Here is a 16,747-nt window from a genome sequence, read left to right as displayed (position 1 = left end):
TGCCCGGCGATTCCCCGACCCGGCCAGTCCACTCGCTATCGCTATAGCGGCTCTATACGGCGGGCGGCCCCGAAGGCGAGTACCTCGCCGAGCTCGACGTCCTCGGCGAGCGACACGGAATCCACCCGCGTGCGGGGCTCGGCCACCGCGATCCGGAGCAGGCGGAGGTAGCGATCCGCGAACGTCCGGATCGTCGGTTCGTCGAATAGCGCGACGTCGTAACGGAAAACGACCGACATCGCTTCCCGTCCGAGGCGGACCTCCGCGTTCACGTCAAATTGGCCCTCCATGTGCGGGGCGTCGACCAGCGCCAGCCGGAGGCCGTACCAGCGCACCTCGGGTCCCTCGTCCGCCCCGGCGGGCACCATCGGCAACGGCGGTTCCAACCGGTCGGTCACCAGCGCGGTGAAGGCAACCTTGGGAGCGGGAAAGCCGGGAGTTCCGGTCAGCAGCGAAAGTGGAAACTCCACATGGGACAGCGCGGAGCGCAGCTGATCCCGCGCCGACAAAGCGGCCTCGGCGAAGGTGCTGGTGGCATCGAACGCCGAGCGCAGCACAAGTGTGTTGACCAAGGAGCCGACCGTATCCCGGAGCCGCGCGCTCGTCCGAGTGCTCGCCGGGCAGCCGATCACGAGCTCGTCGAGTCCGGTGTAGCGGCGCATCAGCGCCTCGAAAGTGCCGAGCAGCAAGGAAAACGGAGTGACCTTCAGCGCATGGGCGGTGGCCCGGACCGATTGGGGACCGCCGAAACGCACCACCAGCGACGCCCCGCGGAACGCGCGTGTGGCCGGGCGGGGCCGGTCGGTGGGCAGCGCCGCCGCCACCGCACCGGCACATTCCGCGCGCCAATGGGATTCGAGCCCAGCCCGCCGGGGCGAAGCCAGCAGGGCACGTTCGGCCTCGATCTGCGCGCCGGGCGGGTAGGGCAGCGGCCGCGGCGGAACCCCCGCGTACACCGCGAGCAAATCACGCAGCAGCAACCAGATCGACGTCGCGTCGCAGCCGATGTGATGAGCGGTGACCACGAGCACAGCGTCGGCTTCGGCGAGCCGGATCAGCACGACGCGGAACGTCTCGCCCGCCTCCAGCCGGAAGGGCTCGCCGCTCGTCTCGGCCACCAGCTCCGCGATCCGCGCGGCCGGGGCGTCGACCACGCGCAGGCGTACCGGGGAAACCTCAAGAACTGTCCGAAAAGGACATCCAGCGCGCTCTCGGTACGCCGACCGGAGTAGTTCGTGCCGCACGGGCAACGCCGCGACCGCACGTTCGAGCGCGGCCCGATCCAGTGGTGTCCGCACGCGCACCGGAAGGACCACGTGATAGGCCCGGCTCTCCGGGGCCAAGCGGTACAGCAGCCACAGCATCTCCTGCGCCGCGGACAACGCGGCGGTCACCGGACGCCGAGTTCCGCCGCCAGGTGACCGGCCAGCACGGTGATCGTGGGGTTGTCCCAGGCCACCGTCGGCTCGACGACAAGGCCGAACTCCTCCTCGATCTCACCACCGAGCATCACGGCGTACACCGAATCCAGGCCGAGCTCGGCCAGTTCGGCATCGGGGTCGATGTCCTGTGCCCTCAGTTCCAGCAGAAACGCCACCCGATCGATCAGCCAGGCGCGCACCTGCGCCGCCGTCATCCCGGCCTGTGTCCCGCTCATCGTCCCGTTCCCCTTCCCCGGCTCGTCCCGGCACTCCGGCCCAGCGGCCGGGCGGCGAGGTCCAACGTGACCCCGTCGGCGCAACGCGCGAAGAGCTCGCGACCCAGCTCCTCGTCTTCCTCGGCGGGGTCGCCGCCGTGCCTGCCCAACCGCGCCCCCAGCCGCCGCAGCGCCGCGCGGATCCATGCCCCGCCGTCGAGAAACGGGCTCCGATCCCGATTGGCCAGCCAGACACCGACGCTGCTCGCCGCGGCGAGCAGCAGTGCGTACCGGTGGCTCGTCTCGAAACCCGCGCGCCCGGCCAAAATGATCGTGTCCCGCGGCGCCAGCTTCACGGCCGTGTCCCGCCAGCGAGCCAGTTCGGCTTCGAACACACCCGGCAGACCGACTTCTCCCGGCAGACCTTCGAGCAGCAGGAGGACTCTGTCGTGGCCCCGGTAATCCAGCGTCAGGAGGCCGAAGTCCAGCGGCGGTAGCTCGCCGTCCGAGCGGAACAACACCTCAGGAGCGGGCTCGCCGACCGTTCGCGCGATGCGTGGCAGCCGGGGAATTATGCTCGACTGACACACCGCGGCGTTGGCATGACCGAAGGTCAGTACCGGCAGGTCCCGGATGATCTTCTGCGCCATCGCGAACGGGCCTTCGCGGAGATAGCCCCGCGCGCCAAACAGGACGGACAACGCGTACGCCGCGTCCTGCGCCAACCGTGGCACCAGGTACTTCGTCGCGGCCGCCAGCATCCCGGCCTGCTCGGGCACCACGTGCAGCGCACGAGCGGCGACCGTGCAGAGACAGTCACAGATCAGCAGATCGGTGAACGCGCCTGCCAGGGTGGCACCGGCGTGCGGCAGGCCGGCCACCGTGCGACCGTAGAGCCTGCGTTCCGCAGCGAACCGGGCGGCCAGCCGCAGCAGGGTGTCCAGCGCACCGAGGGTCATCCCCGGCAGAACCGCCCTGGTGACCTGGAAGGCTCGCAGCACAGTTTCCATGCCTTCGCCGGGAGCGCCGACCAGGCTCTCCCCCGGCAGTGGGCAGCCGGTGAACTCGAACCCGCCGAGCAAACATCCGCGTACACCGACGGTCGGGAAGTCCGGCAGCCGCCGATAGCTGCCCGCGGGCACGGCGGCGAGGTCGACCAGGAAGTGGGAATGGCCGCGGCTGCCCGGCCGGTCCTCGGTCTTGGCGAACACCACGGCGGCGTCCGCCCGCGCGGCGTTGTTGACCAGCTCCTTGCGCCCGTCGAGCACGAACCCCTCGGCGGTCCGGGTCGCTCGTGTCTCGACCCTGGTGAAGTCGTTGCCGTGGGCCAGTTCCGTGTAGGCCGCCGAGAGCCGCCCGCCGCCAAGCAGGTATTCCGCGACCCAGTTCCGCTGCGCGGCGTTCCCCGAGGTCCAGATCGGCGCCGCCGCGATGAAACTCGTGACGCCGTGCCCAAGCCCGAGCGCGCAGTCGCGGCGGAACACCGCGCGGAGCACCGCGGCCATCCGGTCGGCACGGTCGAACCGGCCGCCAAGCTCGGTGGGCACGAACTCGGCGCCAAGGCCGTACCCGGTCAGCAGCGCCTCGCCCTCGGGCAACAGCTCACCACGCTCGTCCGCGGCGAGCACCGCGGCGAATCCCACCGGGTTGGCCTCGGCAAAGGGGTCACCGAACAACGCTTCGAGGTCAGGCACGCCGTTCACCCGCCAACCGGCACCGCCACGGCGAGAACAACCGGCCGTCGCGGTACTGCGCGAGCAACGCCGGAGCCAGCGTTCCGACCGGTTCGGCACCCGGCTCACCCCCCAGGAGTTCGACCACCCTCGCCAGGCAGGCGTGCACCCAGCGGCCGTCCGTCCACAGTGGATCATCCGGCGGCGCGTCGGCACGGTTTCGCAGCCAGGCGAGCAGACAGGCCGCTCCCGCGAAACACAACGCGTACCGCTCGGCGGTCACGAACGCCGAAGCGGGCACGTCCCGCGCGGACGGACGGTAGGCCGCCATCGCCTCGTGCACGTCCTCGGTCTCGGCCCACAGCGCCCGTGCCGTGGCGAGCAGCGCCGGTGACACGGACCCAAGCCCGGCAAGGCTGGTCAGCTCCTCGATCGCCTCGGGCAGCGCCTGCACAAGGCCGACGCCGTCCTGGACGGCCAACCGGAGCGACGACGGATCGAACGCGGGCAGCGGGTCCCGCAGCGAGGTCGTCGCGGCCAGGCCGGCGCCTGCACGTTTCCCCGCGCGATAGGCCCTGGCCAGCACCGGGAACTGGTTGATCACGGCATTGAGGTTCACCACCGTGCTGCCGTCGAAGATGCCGACAATCCGGTGATCGCGCACGATCTTCTGGAACCCGCCGCCCAGCTCGCGGCCGGTGAGATAGGCGCGCGCGCCGAGCACCTGGCCCAGTTCGTCAAGCATCCGGTCCACCGTGGTCGGAACCAGGTATTTGACGACCGCCGAGATCACACTGAGTTCGGCGGGCAGGGCGTGGATACTCCGCACGGCCAGGAGGCCGACCACCTCGGCGACGAGCAGGTCCGCGTAGACCTCGGTGAGCCTGCGGCCGACTTCGGGCAGGTCCAGCAGCACACGGCCGTACATCCGGTGCGCCGAGGCGAAATCGAGCGCCAGCCGCAACGCGTGGTCGGCCGGCCCCAGCGAGAGCGCGGCACACAGGGTCCTGGTCAGCTGCAGGCTCTTGAGAACGATCTCCAGCCCGGCCCCTGGCGCGCCCAGCACGGCATTGGCCGGGACCTTCGCGCCGGTGAAGCACACCCCGCTGATGTCCGCGCCCCGCACACCACTCGTCCGTGCCTTGGGCAGGCTATGGAAGGCGCCCGCGATCCGCCGTTTGTCGACGAGCAGCAGGCTGAACCCGCGCGGCCCGCCCCCTGGCGCCGTCCGTGCCAGCAGGCACACCAGGTCCGACCGGGTCGCGTTGTTGATCGGCCACTTCTCCCCCGAAATGACGTAGCGGTCGCCGTCTCGCACCGCGGTGACCTCACCGGCGAGCAGGTCGCTGCCGTGCTCTCGTTCGGACAGCCCCCAGCAGACGACGGCACCGCTGGCGATCTGTGCCCCCAGCGCGCCCGCCTGCTCGTCGTCCGCGGCCACCCACGCCGACACCGCGCCGAGGTAGGTCTTGCCGTGCGCGATCGCGACCGTCAGGTCCCGGCGGGCGAGCAGCCGGACGCGGTGGAGCAGGTCCTCGTAGCCGCGCAACGCGCCACCATGGACGGCCGGAACGTACTCCGCGGGCACACCGAGATCGTCGAGCAGGCGGCAGATCTCCTCGGGGAACTCCTCTCTTTCGTCCAGAGCAAGGCAACCGGCGAAAGAGAACGGCGTGTCGTCGGCGTACGGGTCTCCCAGCTTCCGGTCGAACTCCTCGGCACGGATGTAGGACGGGTGCCTCATTTCCGCGCCACCGCCGGGGAGGCCACTCCGGCCTGCCGCTCCACGACCAGCGGGGCGAGTTCGCCGTCAAGGAAGAGCTCCCGCATCCGCCCGCGCCGGATCTTCCCGCTGGTGGTCCGCCGGATCTGCCCGAGCCGGACCAGCAGCACGGCTGTGATCGGCACACCGAACCGCGTCGTGAGCCCGCGCTTGATCTTTCTCGCGAGCCCGCGCACCTCGTCCGCGGACAGGCCACGGACACGGACCTCCTGGACGACGACGATCTCCTCTGGCCCCGGCTGCCCGTCCCGGTCAGGGCGCACGGAGAACACCGCACAGGGCAGTCGCTCGAACACATGATCGAGCGCTGCCACCACGCGCTCCAGATCGTGCGGATGGAGATTGCGCCCGCGCACCACGAGCGTCTCCTTGGCCCGCCCGACGAGGTAGATCTCATCGCCGCGCCGGACACCGAGATCACCGGTCCGGAGGAAGCCGCCCTCGCCGGTGTCCGTGCGGGCCGCGAAAGTCCGCTCGGTCTCTTCCGGCCGGCGCCAGTAGCCGCGGGCGACGCTGTCACCCCGTACCCAGATTTCGCCGACCGCCCCGTCCCGGAGCACCCGCCCGGTGCCGCCTTCGACGATCCGGAGGTCGACGCCGTCGAAGCGCCCGCTGCTGACCAGGACCGCGCCTGCGCCGGAAACCGGGGCGAACACGTTCCGTTCGAGCGAACGCGGGTCGACCGCGCAGGTGACCGGTCCGGTGCCCGGCCGCGCGCCCGAGACGAACAGCGTCGCCTCCGCCAGGCCGTACCCCGGGACGAACGATGTCGGCGAGAAACCGAAAGGACCGAACCTGGCGGCGAAGCGGTCCAGTGTCCCGGCGTCGATCGGCTCGGCACCGTTGCAGGCGAACCGCCAGCACGACAGGTCCAGCCCGGCGAGCCGCTCGTCGGTGATCACCCGCGCGCACAGGTCGTAGGCGAAGTTCGGCGCGCAGCTGACCTCCGCGCGATGGTCGTGCACGAGTTCGAGCCAGGAGACGGGGCGGCGCAGAAAATCCGTGGGAGACATGGCGATCGCCGTGCCGCCGATCGCCAGCGGCGTGAGCAGTAACGCGATGAGGCCCATGTCGTGGTACATCGGCAGCCAGCTGACGAAACGTGTTCCCGCCGCCCAGCCCAGCCGCTCGCGCATCAGCGCGATGTTGTGCGCCAGGTTGCGGTGCGAAATCAGCACCCCTTTGGGGTCGCTGGTCGAACCGGAGGTGTACTGAAGGAAGGCGAGCCGGTCCGGGTCACCGGGTTCCGGTGCGCACTCGCCGTCTCCCGGCCCGGCGACCGCGCACCGCACACCGAGCGGCGCGAGCACCTCGGCGATCGCGGCCAGGTTCTCCTTGTCGGTCAACGCGATCACCGCGTCGGCGTCGCGGGCGATGCCCGCCGCGCGGTCGGCCTGCGGTGCCGGGCCTACGGGCAGCGGCGCGGGCACCGGCACGACGCCCGCGTAGAGGCAGCCCAGTAGTCCGGTCACGAAACCGAGACCAGAGGGGAACAGCAGCAGCACGCGATCGCCCCGATCGCTGCGTGCCCGCAACCAGGACGCCGTGCTCCCGGCGGCACGATGCAATGCGGCATAGGTCAGCGTCCGTTCCCCGGCACCGGACCGGAACACGACCGCCGGAGCCTCCGGCCGTTCGGCCACTGCGCGGGTGAACCCGCCGAGAAACCCTTCCACAGCACCACCTCCCACGTCTCAACCGCATCCACCGGCATGGCTCTCCCAGCCGGGGAGCGACGCCGTCGTGAAGTCCTCGGCAACCGTGATATCCCGCTTCGTCCGTACCATGGTGGCGAACCCGTCCAGCCGGTCGAGACCCCAGAACTTCTCGGTTCCACAGCAGAAGAACGGCACGCCGAACACCCCGTCCCGGTCGAGGTCGAGCAACGCGGCCACACCTTTCGCCCGCAGCCGCGGATCGTCGACGGCCGAGGTCAGCGGAGCCGGGTCGAGTCCCAGTTCGCCCGCGATGTCCGCGATCGTCGCGCGGGCGCACAGATCGGCTCCCTGTTCCCACCGCCGCCGGTAGGCCAGCGCGACGAACCCGGGTCCCCGGCCCGCCTCGGCAGCGGCGAGGTAGGCCAGATGCGGCACCTCCCAATGTGGTTTCCGGTCCACCGGCCAGGTGAGGTCGAGACCGCGTTCCGCAGTCAGGCGCCGGACGTCGCGGAGGATGTACAGGTTCTTCGCTTTCGACATCGGGGTGTAGTGGAACCGGCCGCCCGCTCCGGTCAGTGCGCGCAGGCTCGTTTCGTCGGGCTCCCAGAACGGCCGCCACTCCAGCGCGCGGGCCAACGCCGGATAGCGGCCGATCAGGTCGCGATACGCCAGCCACGAGTACGGGCTGCGGAGACTGAAGTAGATCCGCGGGCCCTTCACGGCACGAGCCCGCCGTCGACGCGGAACACCTGGCCACTGAGGTAGGAGGCCTGCTCGGAAACCAGGAACGACACCAGTCCCGCGACCTCCTCTGGGCGGCCAAACCGCCGCAGTGCGATGCGGCGGGTGAGCTCCTCGCCCGCCCGTGCCGACACCGCGGCGGTCATGTCGGTGTCGATGAATCCCGGTGCGACGGCATTCGCCCGGATCCCGTACGGCCCCACTTCCCTGGCGAGTGCCGTGGTGAACGCGATGATCCCGCCCTTCGCCGCGCTGTAGTTCGCCTGGGTCGGGTTTCCAGTCACCCCCGCCACCGAGGACAACGTGACGACTGCGCCGCGGCGGCGCTTCATCAGGGAGAAGACCGCCGGGCGGCAGACGTTGTAGACACCGTCCAGGTTGACTCGCAGCACCGCGTCCCAGTCCTCGTCCGGCATCAGCACGAGCGGGTTGTCGCGAATGATCCCGGCCGAGGTCACCACCGCTTCCAGCGGGCCGAGCGCATCCTCCGTCTCGCGCACGAACGACCGCGTGGCCTCGCGGTCGGCCACGTCCACCTGCCGGACGAAGGTCCGCGCGCCGGCCTCAGCCGCCGCCGAGGCGGTCGCCGCGGCGGCCGGTTCGTCGGCACGGAAACAGAACGCGACGTCGAAGCCGTCCGCCGCCAGGCGATGGACGATCGCGCGGCCGATACCGCGCGATCCACCGGTGACGAGCGCGACGGGCCGGTCGCGCGCGGGTTGTCCTGGCATGGCCGTCTCCTCCGCAACCACGCCGGTCAGGAGCCATGGCCGGGCGGGTAGGGATACGAATCGAAGTCGGTGTCCAGATCGGCAGGAGTCTTCGACAGCCACACCCGCGCGAGGCGGCTCAGTGTTTCGTCGGGAAGCCGCGGGTTGTGCGCATCGACCTTCGGGTCGGCGATGGTCTGCACGGCCCAGCCGTAGCCGATGAGCGAGAGGAGGCCGGTCCACCGGTCCGTGTCGATGCCGAGGAACATCATCGACCGGGTGATCACGTGCCACTGGTGCCAGGCCGATGTCGGGTTTCCGGTGCCCATCATGTGCGCCCGCTCCCCGGGACCGCGCCGCGGATCGTAGAGGCAGCCCTGGCCGATGTCCGCGAACGCGGAGACCAGCCCGCGCCGGTTGTGCCCGTAGTACTCATCGATGTGGTCGAGCTGCGCACGCGAGATGACGGCGAGGGGTTCCTTGCCCTGCGCGGCGAGCGCGACGAAGTCCTGCGGGTAGTCGCGCGACTTGCGCGATGCCCGCCACGCGTCGATGAACTTGGCGAACGAGCCGAACAACTGGAGGCACGTGCCGAACGCCGCGATGATCTCCGGCTTCGGGTGATACTGGAACTTTTCGTCGTACTGGTACCAGAACTCGTTGGCCCTGCGGTCCCCGGTCATCCCCGGGACCGGCGGGAACGGCGAGCAGTCATCCGATGCCACCGGTGCCGCCACTGCCGGGGTGCCCGCAAGACCCGCTCCGAGCCCTACCGCGGTCAGCGCGCCGAGCGAGGACAGGAGCACTCGTCGCCTGTTCATGTCTTCCACTGTCCGAACTCCCTATCTCATGGTTGTGCACCGGTGGGCCGGTGCCGGATTCCGGGCCTTCCGGCGCTACGGTGCGACCGGCTCCCCGGCACGGTGCAACGAGCGCAGGTACTCGTAGTTCGATGGGAGGGTGTCGAGCAGTTCGGCTTGGCGCCGCCGGATGTCGGCGAACAGTTCCCCGGCGCGTTCGATCCCCTGCTGCCGGTGCGCGACCAGCGGCAGCGGGCGGGTGGGCAGGTGCCCGAGCCCGGCCAGCACGCAGTAGTAGCTGCCGTTGGTCCAGAAGTTGCGGAACTCCGCCTCGATGTTCGCGTAGTACGTCGACTCGTCGGTCACCGGCGGGTTGATCGCGATCCCGGCCTCGTACAACGCGATCTTCTCCCTGATGGAGTCCGACAGCCGCAGTTCGGCGTTGGCCCGCCAGAACGGGGTATCGCGACGCGGCGCGAAACAGAAATGAGCCTGCACGAAATCCCGCATGTCGTCGAACATCGCCTCGATCTCGGCGTTGAAACCGTCACGCAGACCGGGGGCGAATCCCTTGTCGGGGAAGAACTTCACCAGCTGGTACACGCCGGCGTATGCGAAGTAGATCCCGGTCGACTCCAAGGGCTCGAGAAAGCAGGACGCGAGCCCGATGCTCACCACGTTCTTCACCCACGCCCGCCGGTTACGGCCGACCCGAAACCGGATCCGGCTCAGCGGCGTAGTCTCGGGATCGAGGTCCCACAACGCGCAGAAGTCCCGGATCGCCTCGTCCTGGTCGGCGAACCGGCTCGAGTACACATACCCACTGCCAAACCGGCCGAGCATGGGGATCTTCCACGTCCAACCGGATTTCATCGCGATGGCCGAGGTGTAGGGCTCGATCCCGTCGGCCTCGTCGTCGTGCGGCACGGCCGTGGCGACCGCGCTGTCGCAGAGCAGATGGTCGTTCATATGCACGAACGGTTCCTCCATCGCCTCGTTGATCAGCAGCCCGCGGAAGCCGGAGCAGTCCACGAACAGATCGCCTTCGACAAGGCGGCCGGACTCCGTCCGCAACGCCGTGACGTACCCGCGGGCGTCGCGGAGAACCTCGACCATGTGGTCCTCGATGTGCTCGACATCGAGTTCGGCCGTGGCGAACCGCCGGAGGAAGTCGGCGACGTGCGCCGCGTCGAAATGCCAGGCGTACCGGGTGGCCGGGCGCCCGTCGGCGAAACGCGGTGCCTTCTTCGCGTCCATGATCGGCGGCTCGGCCAGGCAGGCGTAGTCGAACGGGACGTCGGTTTCACCCGTGTACTTGCGCGCGAACCAGTACTGCGAAAGGGGCAGCCCGTGTGACTCCGGCAGCAGGCCGAAGGTGTGATAGTAGTGGTCGGTCCCCGCGCCCATCGGCCGCGGTCCCGGTTCCCCGGCACCCGGCGTCCGCCAGTTGACGAACTTGATCCCGGTTTTGAAGGCCGCGTTGCACTCACGCATCCAGCGGTCCTCTTCGATACCGAGGAAGTCGAAGAAGGCGCTCTGCAGATTCGGGATGCTGGCCTCACCGACGCCGATCCGGGGAACCGACGGCGATTCCAGCACCCACACCCGGACCGTTCGCCCCAACGCCTTACCGAGATAGGCCGCGGCCATCCAGCCTGCGGTACCCCCACCGAGAATGACCACATTGGCAACGCGGTTGTCCACGCGATCGGCTCCATTCGGCCATGAGCTGAGTCTCTTCCCACCGGCGCCGAAGCTATTCGGGTGCGCTATCACGGAGCTATACCGGCGGTGGCCTGCGGGCGAGCACGAACTTGCCGACCTCGAGCACCGTGGTTCCCGCGACCACCGTCTCGCCTTCGAGGATGGCGGCATCGCCCGCCGCGCGAACCATCCGGACCCGGTGCACGAGCACACTGCCCAGCCGGACCGGACCGCCGAAACGCACTCGGTCGATCCGGCTTGCGAGTACCACGACCGCGGCGGCGAGGGCCGGGTGCGGTCGGTCCCAGCACGCGAGCAGCGCGCCCGCCTGCGCCCACGACTCCAGCACGACCGTGCCGGGCACAACGGGTCCGTCGCGGACCGGCCCGGCGACACACAACAGGTCCCGGTCGTTCCGGCTCAGCAGCCGTCGCGCGGTCAACCGTTCTCCCGGCACCACCTCGGTCACTTCGTCGAGCAGCAGCACCGGCGCGCGGTGCGGGATGATCCGCACGATCCGGTCGGTACCGATCACGCCGCGCCTCCGCTCCGGAAGCGCAGCCGAAGGTCCGCGGCCTTTTCCCCGGCCACCGCCACCGTCGCGGTACACGCCAGGCCGTTGTCGCCACGCACCAGCGAAACCGCGGCGGTGATCTCCTCGTCCGGCCGCACCGGCCGGTGGAACCGGGACCGGTCCAGCCCGGCGAGCGGGCCCACCTCACCGAGCCAGGTCAGCAGTACACTCCGCACCACCTCGATCAGGCAAACCCCGGGCAGTACGGGGAATCCGGGGTAGTGCCCGGTGAACACGGCCTCGTCCGCACCGATGGTCACCGTCCCGATCGCGGTGTCCGCGCCGACGCCGGTGACCACGACAGTGCCGGTCATCCGCGCGCCCTCAGCTTGACCGTGAGCAGGGCGTGCGTGGCGCGCAGTGTGGTGAGCGAGGTCAGCTCCCTGTCGGAAAGCTCGATCCCGTAACGCTTCTCGAGCTGGACGCTGATTTCCATGACCAGCAGCGAGTCCACCTCCAACTCTTCGACGAACCTGGTGTCGTCGCCGACCTCGGCGAGGTCGACGTCGATGACGTCGGCGACGAACGCGCGCAACTCCTCCAGGTCGAGCGGCATGGCGAGGTTCTCTGTCATCGACTCGGTCCCCCTTCCCCTGTATGTCCTTTGTGGATGATCGCGGCACCGGCGGTGCCGTCCCGGTCCAACGCGGTCAAGAGCGCGAAGTCCCCGCCGCGCGCGATGGCGACCGCCGCGGCGAGCTGGAACGCGGCTGCCGCGGCCGAGGTGTCGCCGATCAGTGCCTTGCAGCCCAGCCTCGGCGGCGCCGCACCCACGACGTCGCCGATCGCCAGCTCTTCGACCTCGGCCATGGCCCCCTCCGCTTCCGAGGGCAGGACGAGCGCCACCTCCGCGCGGCCGATTCCCGCGCGGCGAAGGACCTTTTCGACGCAACCGCGCAGCGCGGCGCGGGCGCCCAAGACGTCGGGGAAGGCGGCGAACGCCAGCGCTGGCACGGACGCGAGCGGCACCCGGCCGGACGCACGCGCCAGCTCGGCGGATTCGATCAGGAAGACGGCGCCCCCCTCGCCGAGCCGCCGCTTCCCGTTTCCGTGAGTACGTTCCAGCCAGGCACGCTCCGTCGAGTACTCCTCGACGGCACCACACAGCACAGCGGCGCAATGGCCGCCGCGGTGGAGCCGCAGCGCGTAGTTCACCGCGAGCAGCCCGGTCAGCGCGCCACCGGCGATCGTGGTGTTCGGGCCCTTGAGGCCGTGCCAGATCGCACTCTGGCCCGCCGCCCGGTTCAGCACCGTGTTCGGGAACAGCGCGGGATCGACGTGGTAGGGCTTGTCGCCGGTCAAGGCTTCCCTGGTGAACTCCATGATGCTACGCACGCTGCCGGACCCGGTCCCTAATACCAGCCCGGTTTCCGCGCCGTACTCGGTGGCCTTGCCGCCGAGCCGCTGGAACAGCAGGTCGATGGCGACCACCGCGATCCCGGTCACGCGGTCCATGGAGCGGGTGCCCTTGCGACCGAGCAGCACGCGGGGGTCGAAGTCCGGGATCAGCCCGGCGTGGCCGTCCGGGCCATCCCAGCCGTCCCCCAGCGCCGTGACGGCGGGCACCCCACGGGACACCCCGGCCGAGAACGCGGCCGCGCCGAGCCCGAACGGAGACAGCGCGGACCATTCCGTGAGCACGGCGGCGGTCATGACGTCGGCTCCCCTCCGGTGTTCCACGCCCGTCCGGCGGCGACCAGCTCGCCGCCGTCCACGCCGATGACGTTGCCGGTGAGCCAGGCGGAATCTGTGCCGGACAACAGCACGACCGCCTCCGCGACGTCCTCGGGCCTGGTCAGCCGCCCCGCCGGGTTGCCCGTCGTCCGGGGGTCGGCGAACTCGGCGTGCCCCGGGATCCGGCGCAGTGCCGGTGTCAGGGTGACCCCGGCACGAAGCGCGTTCACCGCGATCCGGTGCCCGGCCAGCTCGCAGGCGAGCTGGCGCACATGCGCTTCGAGCGCCGCCTTGGCCGCCGACACCGCGCCGTAGCCGGGCAACGCCTGACTCGCCCCGGCGCTGGTCATGGCGAACACCTTGGCGCCGCCGCGCAGCAGGCCGGCGCCACGCAGATCCTGGATCCAGTACACGAGACTGTGTGCCATCACGTCGAGGGTCATGTCGAGCTGTCGTTTGACGATCGTCCCGGCGATGCCGGAGCGCGGCAGGTACGGGAGCAGCGAACCGAACGCCAGCGAGTGCAGGACGACGTGCAGGCCCGCGTCGCCGGTCAGGTCGGCGAGCACCGGACACAGCTCGGCGCGGGTGGCGGCAGAGGCGGCGTTGACGTTGAAGAACTCCGCCCGCACTCCATGCCCGCGCAGTTCGCCGATCAGGGCGGGCACTCCTTCGGCCGCCGCCTTGGTGTCGAAGTGGACGCCCGCGACATTGACCCCGGCGGCGGCCAGCGCCAGCGCGGTGGCCCGCCCGATTCCGCTGGAGACACCCAGTACCAGCGCCCAGCGGCCGCGCAACGAGATGATCATCCGGTCTCCTCCCCACGTACCCGGGGCGCACCGGCGGGACACACCCGCACGAGCGCGACCGTGCCCTCGCCCGTCCCCGCCACCACCACGCCAGGGCGGCCGCCGGCGAGCAGCCCGGCGACCACCAGCATGGGAGCCAGCGCACCCGAACGCGGTGTCACCGCCGCGGTGTCACCGACGGCTTCGGCGATCACGGCGGCCACTGGCGAGCCGTCGACGACCTGGTGGATCGGGAAAGCCCGTTCCCGGTCGAGCTCCGCGAGGGCACGACCGACGAGCCGTACCGCCCGCGCCCTGCCCTCGGCCATGGCGAGCAGTCGCGGCGGGAGAAACAGCACCCGGGAACGGCACGATCCGTACGCGGCGGGCGCTCCGCGGCACCCGGTACCCGCCCGGTCCTCCAGCACGAGCACCGCGGCGCCCTGTCCGGCACGGGCGCCCGGCACGTCCTCGGTCGCCGCGACCAGCAATGCCGCGCAGCCGTGCGCCGTCATCGCACGGCGGCCGAGGTGCAGTGCCTCGATACCGGCGATCACCGGCGAGGTCAGGGTGAGGGTGAATCCCTTGAGCCCGTGCTCGATGGACAGCCGGGTACCCACCGCGCTCACCGCGAAGAACGGTGCCGCGGCGGGGCCGAGGTCCGCGACGCGACCCTCCGTGACCGCCGCGTCGGCCTCGGCGAGCGACGCCCGCACCGCGGTGTTCGTCCCGATCGCGCCCGCCCGGCGTTCCGGAGCCACCCACGCCAAGCCGTCGGCGTCGGCTACCGCCGCCCGCCCAGCGGCGAGCAGATAGCGGCAGGCGGGCGGCAGGTACTTGAACCCCCGGCGGCCGAGCCGGGCCGCCGTGTCGAACCAGCCGGGCTCGGCAGGCGTGTCCGGCAGGGCGACCGCGGCGCGCCCCCCGGCGGGAGAATCGCCCCACGCGCCCACCACGCCGATGCCGGTGACCACCGGTTCCCCGGTCATCGCGCCGCGGCCAGCAGGAACGCGGCGTTGCCGCCGCCGAACGCCGAAGCGTTGACCAGCACCGAAGCCCCGTCCGGCAGGGCGACGGAGCGCTCGGACAACGCGAGCGGGCAACGGGGATCCGGCTCGTCGAGCGGCACGTTGGGCGGAACGGCCCCCGTGCGCAGGATGCGGACGGCGACACACGCGGCGAGCGCGGCCGAGGCCCCACCGGTGTGCCCGATCAGCGCCTTCAGGCTGTACGCCGCCGCTCCGTCGACGACCTCACGCAGCACTGCGCTCTCGATCTCGTCGTTCAGCCGGGTTCCGGTCCCGTGCGGGATCACGCAACCGGGCGGGCCCGGCTCGGTCGCCGTCCGCAGCGCGCGTGCCTGTTGCTCGCCGCCCGGCTCGGGCGAGGTGACGTGGTGGGCGTCGCAACTCAGCCCGGCGCCGATGAGGGCGGCCAGCGGAGTAGCGCCGCGGGCACGGGCGTGCGCGGCCGACTCCAGTACCAGTATCCCGGCCCCCTCCCCGAGCACCGTTCCCGCGCGTCGCGCGTCGAATGGCCTGCACCGCAACGGATCGAGGGCGTTCATCCGGTTGAAGGAGCCGAGCGCCGCCCGCGAGTAGCCGTCCGCACCGCCCGCGATGACCACCTCGGCCTCTCCAGCGCGGATCAGGTCCGCGGCGAGGACCAGCGCGTAGCCTCCTGCCGCGCACGCGGTCGCCACGCCGTATACCGCGCCCAGCAGGCCGAGTGCGTCGGCCACCGCCGCCGGAAGCCCGGCGGCGTTCACCGTTTCGCCGCACTCGCCCCACCGCTGTGGCACGGTTTCGCCCATGCAGCTGCCCAGAACCAGCGCGACCGCACGGTCGGCGGGCAGCTCGCCGAACCCGGCGGCGGCGAGCGCTTCCCGCGCCGCGGCCGACGCGAATCCCGCCACCCTGCCGGTGCCGTCGAGCGACGGATCCGGTGCGCGGTAGATCTTTCCGAGCGATCCGGGGGTGCAGGGATCGGGCGGTGGCTCCGGCGACCGCGCCCCGGCCGCCCGCACCGCGTCCCACAGCGCTTCGACGCCGAAGCCGTGACAGGTGACCGCGCCGAGCCCGGTCACCACGACCTCGGTCATCGGCCCGGAGTCTGGGACAGCGCGGCGAGCAGCCGATCGTCGAACCCGACGACCGCCCAGTCCCGCCGGGTGCCGATCAGGGCGTAACCGTGGGTGATCGACCCCGTCGCGGTCGGTACCTCGCGCCCGTCCCGCACCACGAAACAGTCCATTGTGGCCGTATAGGTGAGGCGCTTGAAGACCTCGTCCACGGTGAACACGACGTGCAGCTCCTCCTCCAGCAGCGCCTCGTCCAGCAGTTCCACCCGTGAGCGGGGCACGACCGGGATCCAGTTCTGCCCGTCGAGCAGCGTCCGGATCGAGACACCACGATCGGCAAGGAAGCGGTCAACCGTCTCCTCCAGCAGCCGCAGATAGCCCGAGAGCTGGATCCGTTCGGTGAAATGACAGTAGAAATAGGGGATCCGCAGCCGCCAGGTGAAGGTGTTGCCACCCGCCGCGCGGATGTACCCGGCAGGCACGTCCCGCAAACTGTCCACTGTGTACTGCTCAAGCGCGGCAGGTGTCGCCTCCGCGGGACCGGCACGCCGATCCCGCCGCAGCCGGACGCGCACCCGCGCGCGCACCGCCTTCACCGGGGTCTCCCCGCGCACATCGAGCCGCACGCGGAACACCAGTTCGTCCGCCGCGTCCGGCTCCGGCACGACGACTGCCGTGACGACATCGTCGACGTGGAGCGCCGTCCGGATCTTCGTGTCCATGTCGACGAGTTCGACACACAGGCCGTAGCGCTCGTACAGCGCGCCCGCGGGATACCCACACCGGGCGAGATGGTCCAGAACCGCCTCTTCGACCAGGTAGTTGACGTGCTTGAAACCGATCCAGGTACCGATGTTCGCGCCTTCGTACCGTGGCCGGAGTTCGCGTGTGGTCGCGGTCGGCGGGGTACTCGTCGTCGAGGTCAA

The 16,747-nt window shown here is 70.7% G+C and carries 17 protein-coding genes; all 17 read right to left on the bottom strand.

Translation table 11 applies throughout. The features are described 5' to 3' along the window. Positions 1-41: 41 nt before the first annotated feature. The 17 genes from ABD987_RS34250 to ABD987_RS34170 all read right to left on the bottom strand — a co-directional run bounded on the left by ABD987_RS34250 (position 42) and on the right by ABD987_RS34170 (position 16,747). On the bottom strand, positions 42-1,394 hold the full coding sequence (locus tag ABD987_RS34250) for a condensation domain-containing protein (protein ID WP_345403835.1): 1,353 nt from the start codon (positions 1,392-1,394) through the stop codon (positions 42-44). Beyond that, entirely contained in the window at positions 1,391-1,657 is a 267-nt protein-coding gene (locus tag ABD987_RS34245; RefSeq protein WP_345403832.1) for an acyl carrier protein, read from the bottom strand. The genes ABD987_RS34250 and ABD987_RS34245 overlap by 4 nt, the downstream gene beginning before the upstream one ends. Further along, positions 1,654-3,330 carry an acyl-CoA dehydrogenase family protein gene (locus ABD987_RS34240; protein WP_345403829.1) on the bottom strand — a complete coding sequence of 559 codons (1,677 nt, stop codon included), beginning with the start codon at positions 3,328-3,330 and terminating at the stop codon, positions 1,654-1,656. The genes ABD987_RS34245 and ABD987_RS34240 overlap by 4 nt, the downstream gene beginning before the upstream one ends. Then, positions 3,323-5,053, bottom strand: coding sequence for an acyl-CoA dehydrogenase family protein (locus ABD987_RS34235; RefSeq protein ID WP_345403826.1), 1,731 nt, complete (start codon positions 5,051-5,053; stop codon positions 3,323-3,325). The genes ABD987_RS34240 and ABD987_RS34235 overlap by 8 nt, the downstream gene beginning before the upstream one ends. After that, the gene (locus ABD987_RS34230; protein ID WP_345403823.1) at positions 5,050-6,768 is read right to left on the bottom strand and encodes a fatty acyl-AMP ligase; all 1,719 of its coding nucleotides are present in this window, start codon (positions 6,766-6,768) and stop codon (positions 5,050-5,052) included. Before ABD987_RS34230 ends, ABD987_RS34235 begins: the two co-directional genes overlap by 4 nt. A gap of 18 nt (positions 6,769-6,786) precedes the next feature. After that, positions 6,787-7,470 carry a 2-hydroxychromene-2-carboxylate isomerase gene (locus tag ABD987_RS34225; protein ID WP_345403820.1) on the bottom strand — a complete coding sequence of 228 codons (684 nt, stop codon included), beginning with the start codon at positions 7,468-7,470 and terminating at the stop codon, positions 6,787-6,789. Then, positions 7,467-8,222, bottom strand: a complete 756-nt coding sequence (gene fabG, locus ABD987_RS34220; protein ID WP_345403817.1) for a 3-oxoacyl-ACP reductase FabG — start codon at positions 8,220-8,222, stop codon at positions 7,467-7,469. Before fabG ends, ABD987_RS34225 begins: the two co-directional genes overlap by 4 nt. A 26-nt stretch (positions 8,223-8,248) precedes the next feature. Further along, positions 8,249-9,022, bottom strand: coding sequence for a hypothetical protein (locus ABD987_RS34215; protein WP_345403814.1), 774 nt, complete (start codon positions 9,020-9,022; stop codon positions 8,249-8,251). 75 nt (positions 9,023-9,097) lie between these two features. Beyond that, a complete protein-coding gene (locus ABD987_RS34210) occupies positions 9,098-10,705 on the bottom strand; it encodes a tryptophan halogenase family protein (protein WP_345403811.1) in 1,608 nt (535 codons plus the stop codon). A gap of 76 nt (positions 10,706-10,781) precedes the next feature. Further along, positions 10,782-11,240 carry a 3-hydroxyacyl-ACP dehydratase FabZ family protein gene (locus ABD987_RS34205; RefSeq protein ID WP_345403808.1) on the bottom strand — a complete coding sequence of 153 codons (459 nt, stop codon included), beginning with the start codon at positions 11,238-11,240 and terminating at the stop codon, positions 10,782-10,784. Continuing rightward, a complete protein-coding gene (locus ABD987_RS34200; protein WP_345403805.1) occupies positions 11,237-11,593 on the bottom strand; it encodes a 3-hydroxyacyl-ACP dehydratase FabZ family protein in 357 nt (118 codons plus the stop codon). The genes ABD987_RS34205 and ABD987_RS34200 overlap by 4 nt, the downstream gene beginning before the upstream one ends. After that, positions 11,590-11,853: an acyl carrier protein gene (locus tag ABD987_RS34195; RefSeq protein ID WP_345403802.1), complete on the bottom strand. Its 264-nt coding sequence runs from the start codon at positions 11,851-11,853 to the stop codon at positions 11,590-11,592. The genes ABD987_RS34200 and ABD987_RS34195 overlap by 4 nt, the downstream gene beginning before the upstream one ends. Then, a complete protein-coding gene (locus ABD987_RS34190; protein WP_345403799.1) occupies positions 11,850-12,932 on the bottom strand; it encodes a beta-ketoacyl synthase N-terminal-like domain-containing protein in 1,083 nt (360 codons plus the stop codon). Before ABD987_RS34190 ends, ABD987_RS34195 begins: the two co-directional genes overlap by 4 nt. After that, positions 12,929-13,762: an SDR family oxidoreductase gene (locus ABD987_RS34185; protein WP_345403796.1), complete on the bottom strand. Its 834-nt coding sequence runs from the start codon at positions 13,760-13,762 to the stop codon at positions 12,929-12,931. The genes ABD987_RS34190 and ABD987_RS34185 overlap by 4 nt, the downstream gene beginning before the upstream one ends. Further along, a complete protein-coding gene (locus ABD987_RS34180; RefSeq protein WP_345403793.1) occupies positions 13,759-14,730 on the bottom strand; it encodes a hypothetical protein in 972 nt (323 codons plus the stop codon). Before ABD987_RS34180 ends, ABD987_RS34185 begins: the two co-directional genes overlap by 4 nt. Continuing rightward, positions 14,727-15,842 (bottom strand): beta-ketoacyl-[acyl-carrier-protein] synthase family protein, encoded by a 1,116-nt coding sequence (locus tag ABD987_RS34175; RefSeq protein ID WP_345403790.1) that lies wholly within the window; start codon positions 15,840-15,842, stop codon positions 14,727-14,729. Before ABD987_RS34175 ends, ABD987_RS34180 begins: the two co-directional genes overlap by 4 nt. Further along, a complete protein-coding gene (locus tag ABD987_RS34170) occupies positions 15,839-16,747 on the bottom strand; it encodes a hypothetical protein (RefSeq protein WP_345403787.1) in 909 nt (302 codons plus the stop codon). The genes ABD987_RS34175 and ABD987_RS34170 overlap by 4 nt, the downstream gene beginning before the upstream one ends.

This window comes from Amycolatopsis samaneae (assembly GCF_039541975.1).
Classification (GTDB): domain Bacteria; phylum Actinomycetota; class Actinomycetes; order Mycobacteriales; family Pseudonocardiaceae; genus Amycolatopsis; species Amycolatopsis samaneae.
Note: the sequence above shows the minus strand (reverse complement) of the source record. Positions and strands in the feature narration are given on the sequence as shown.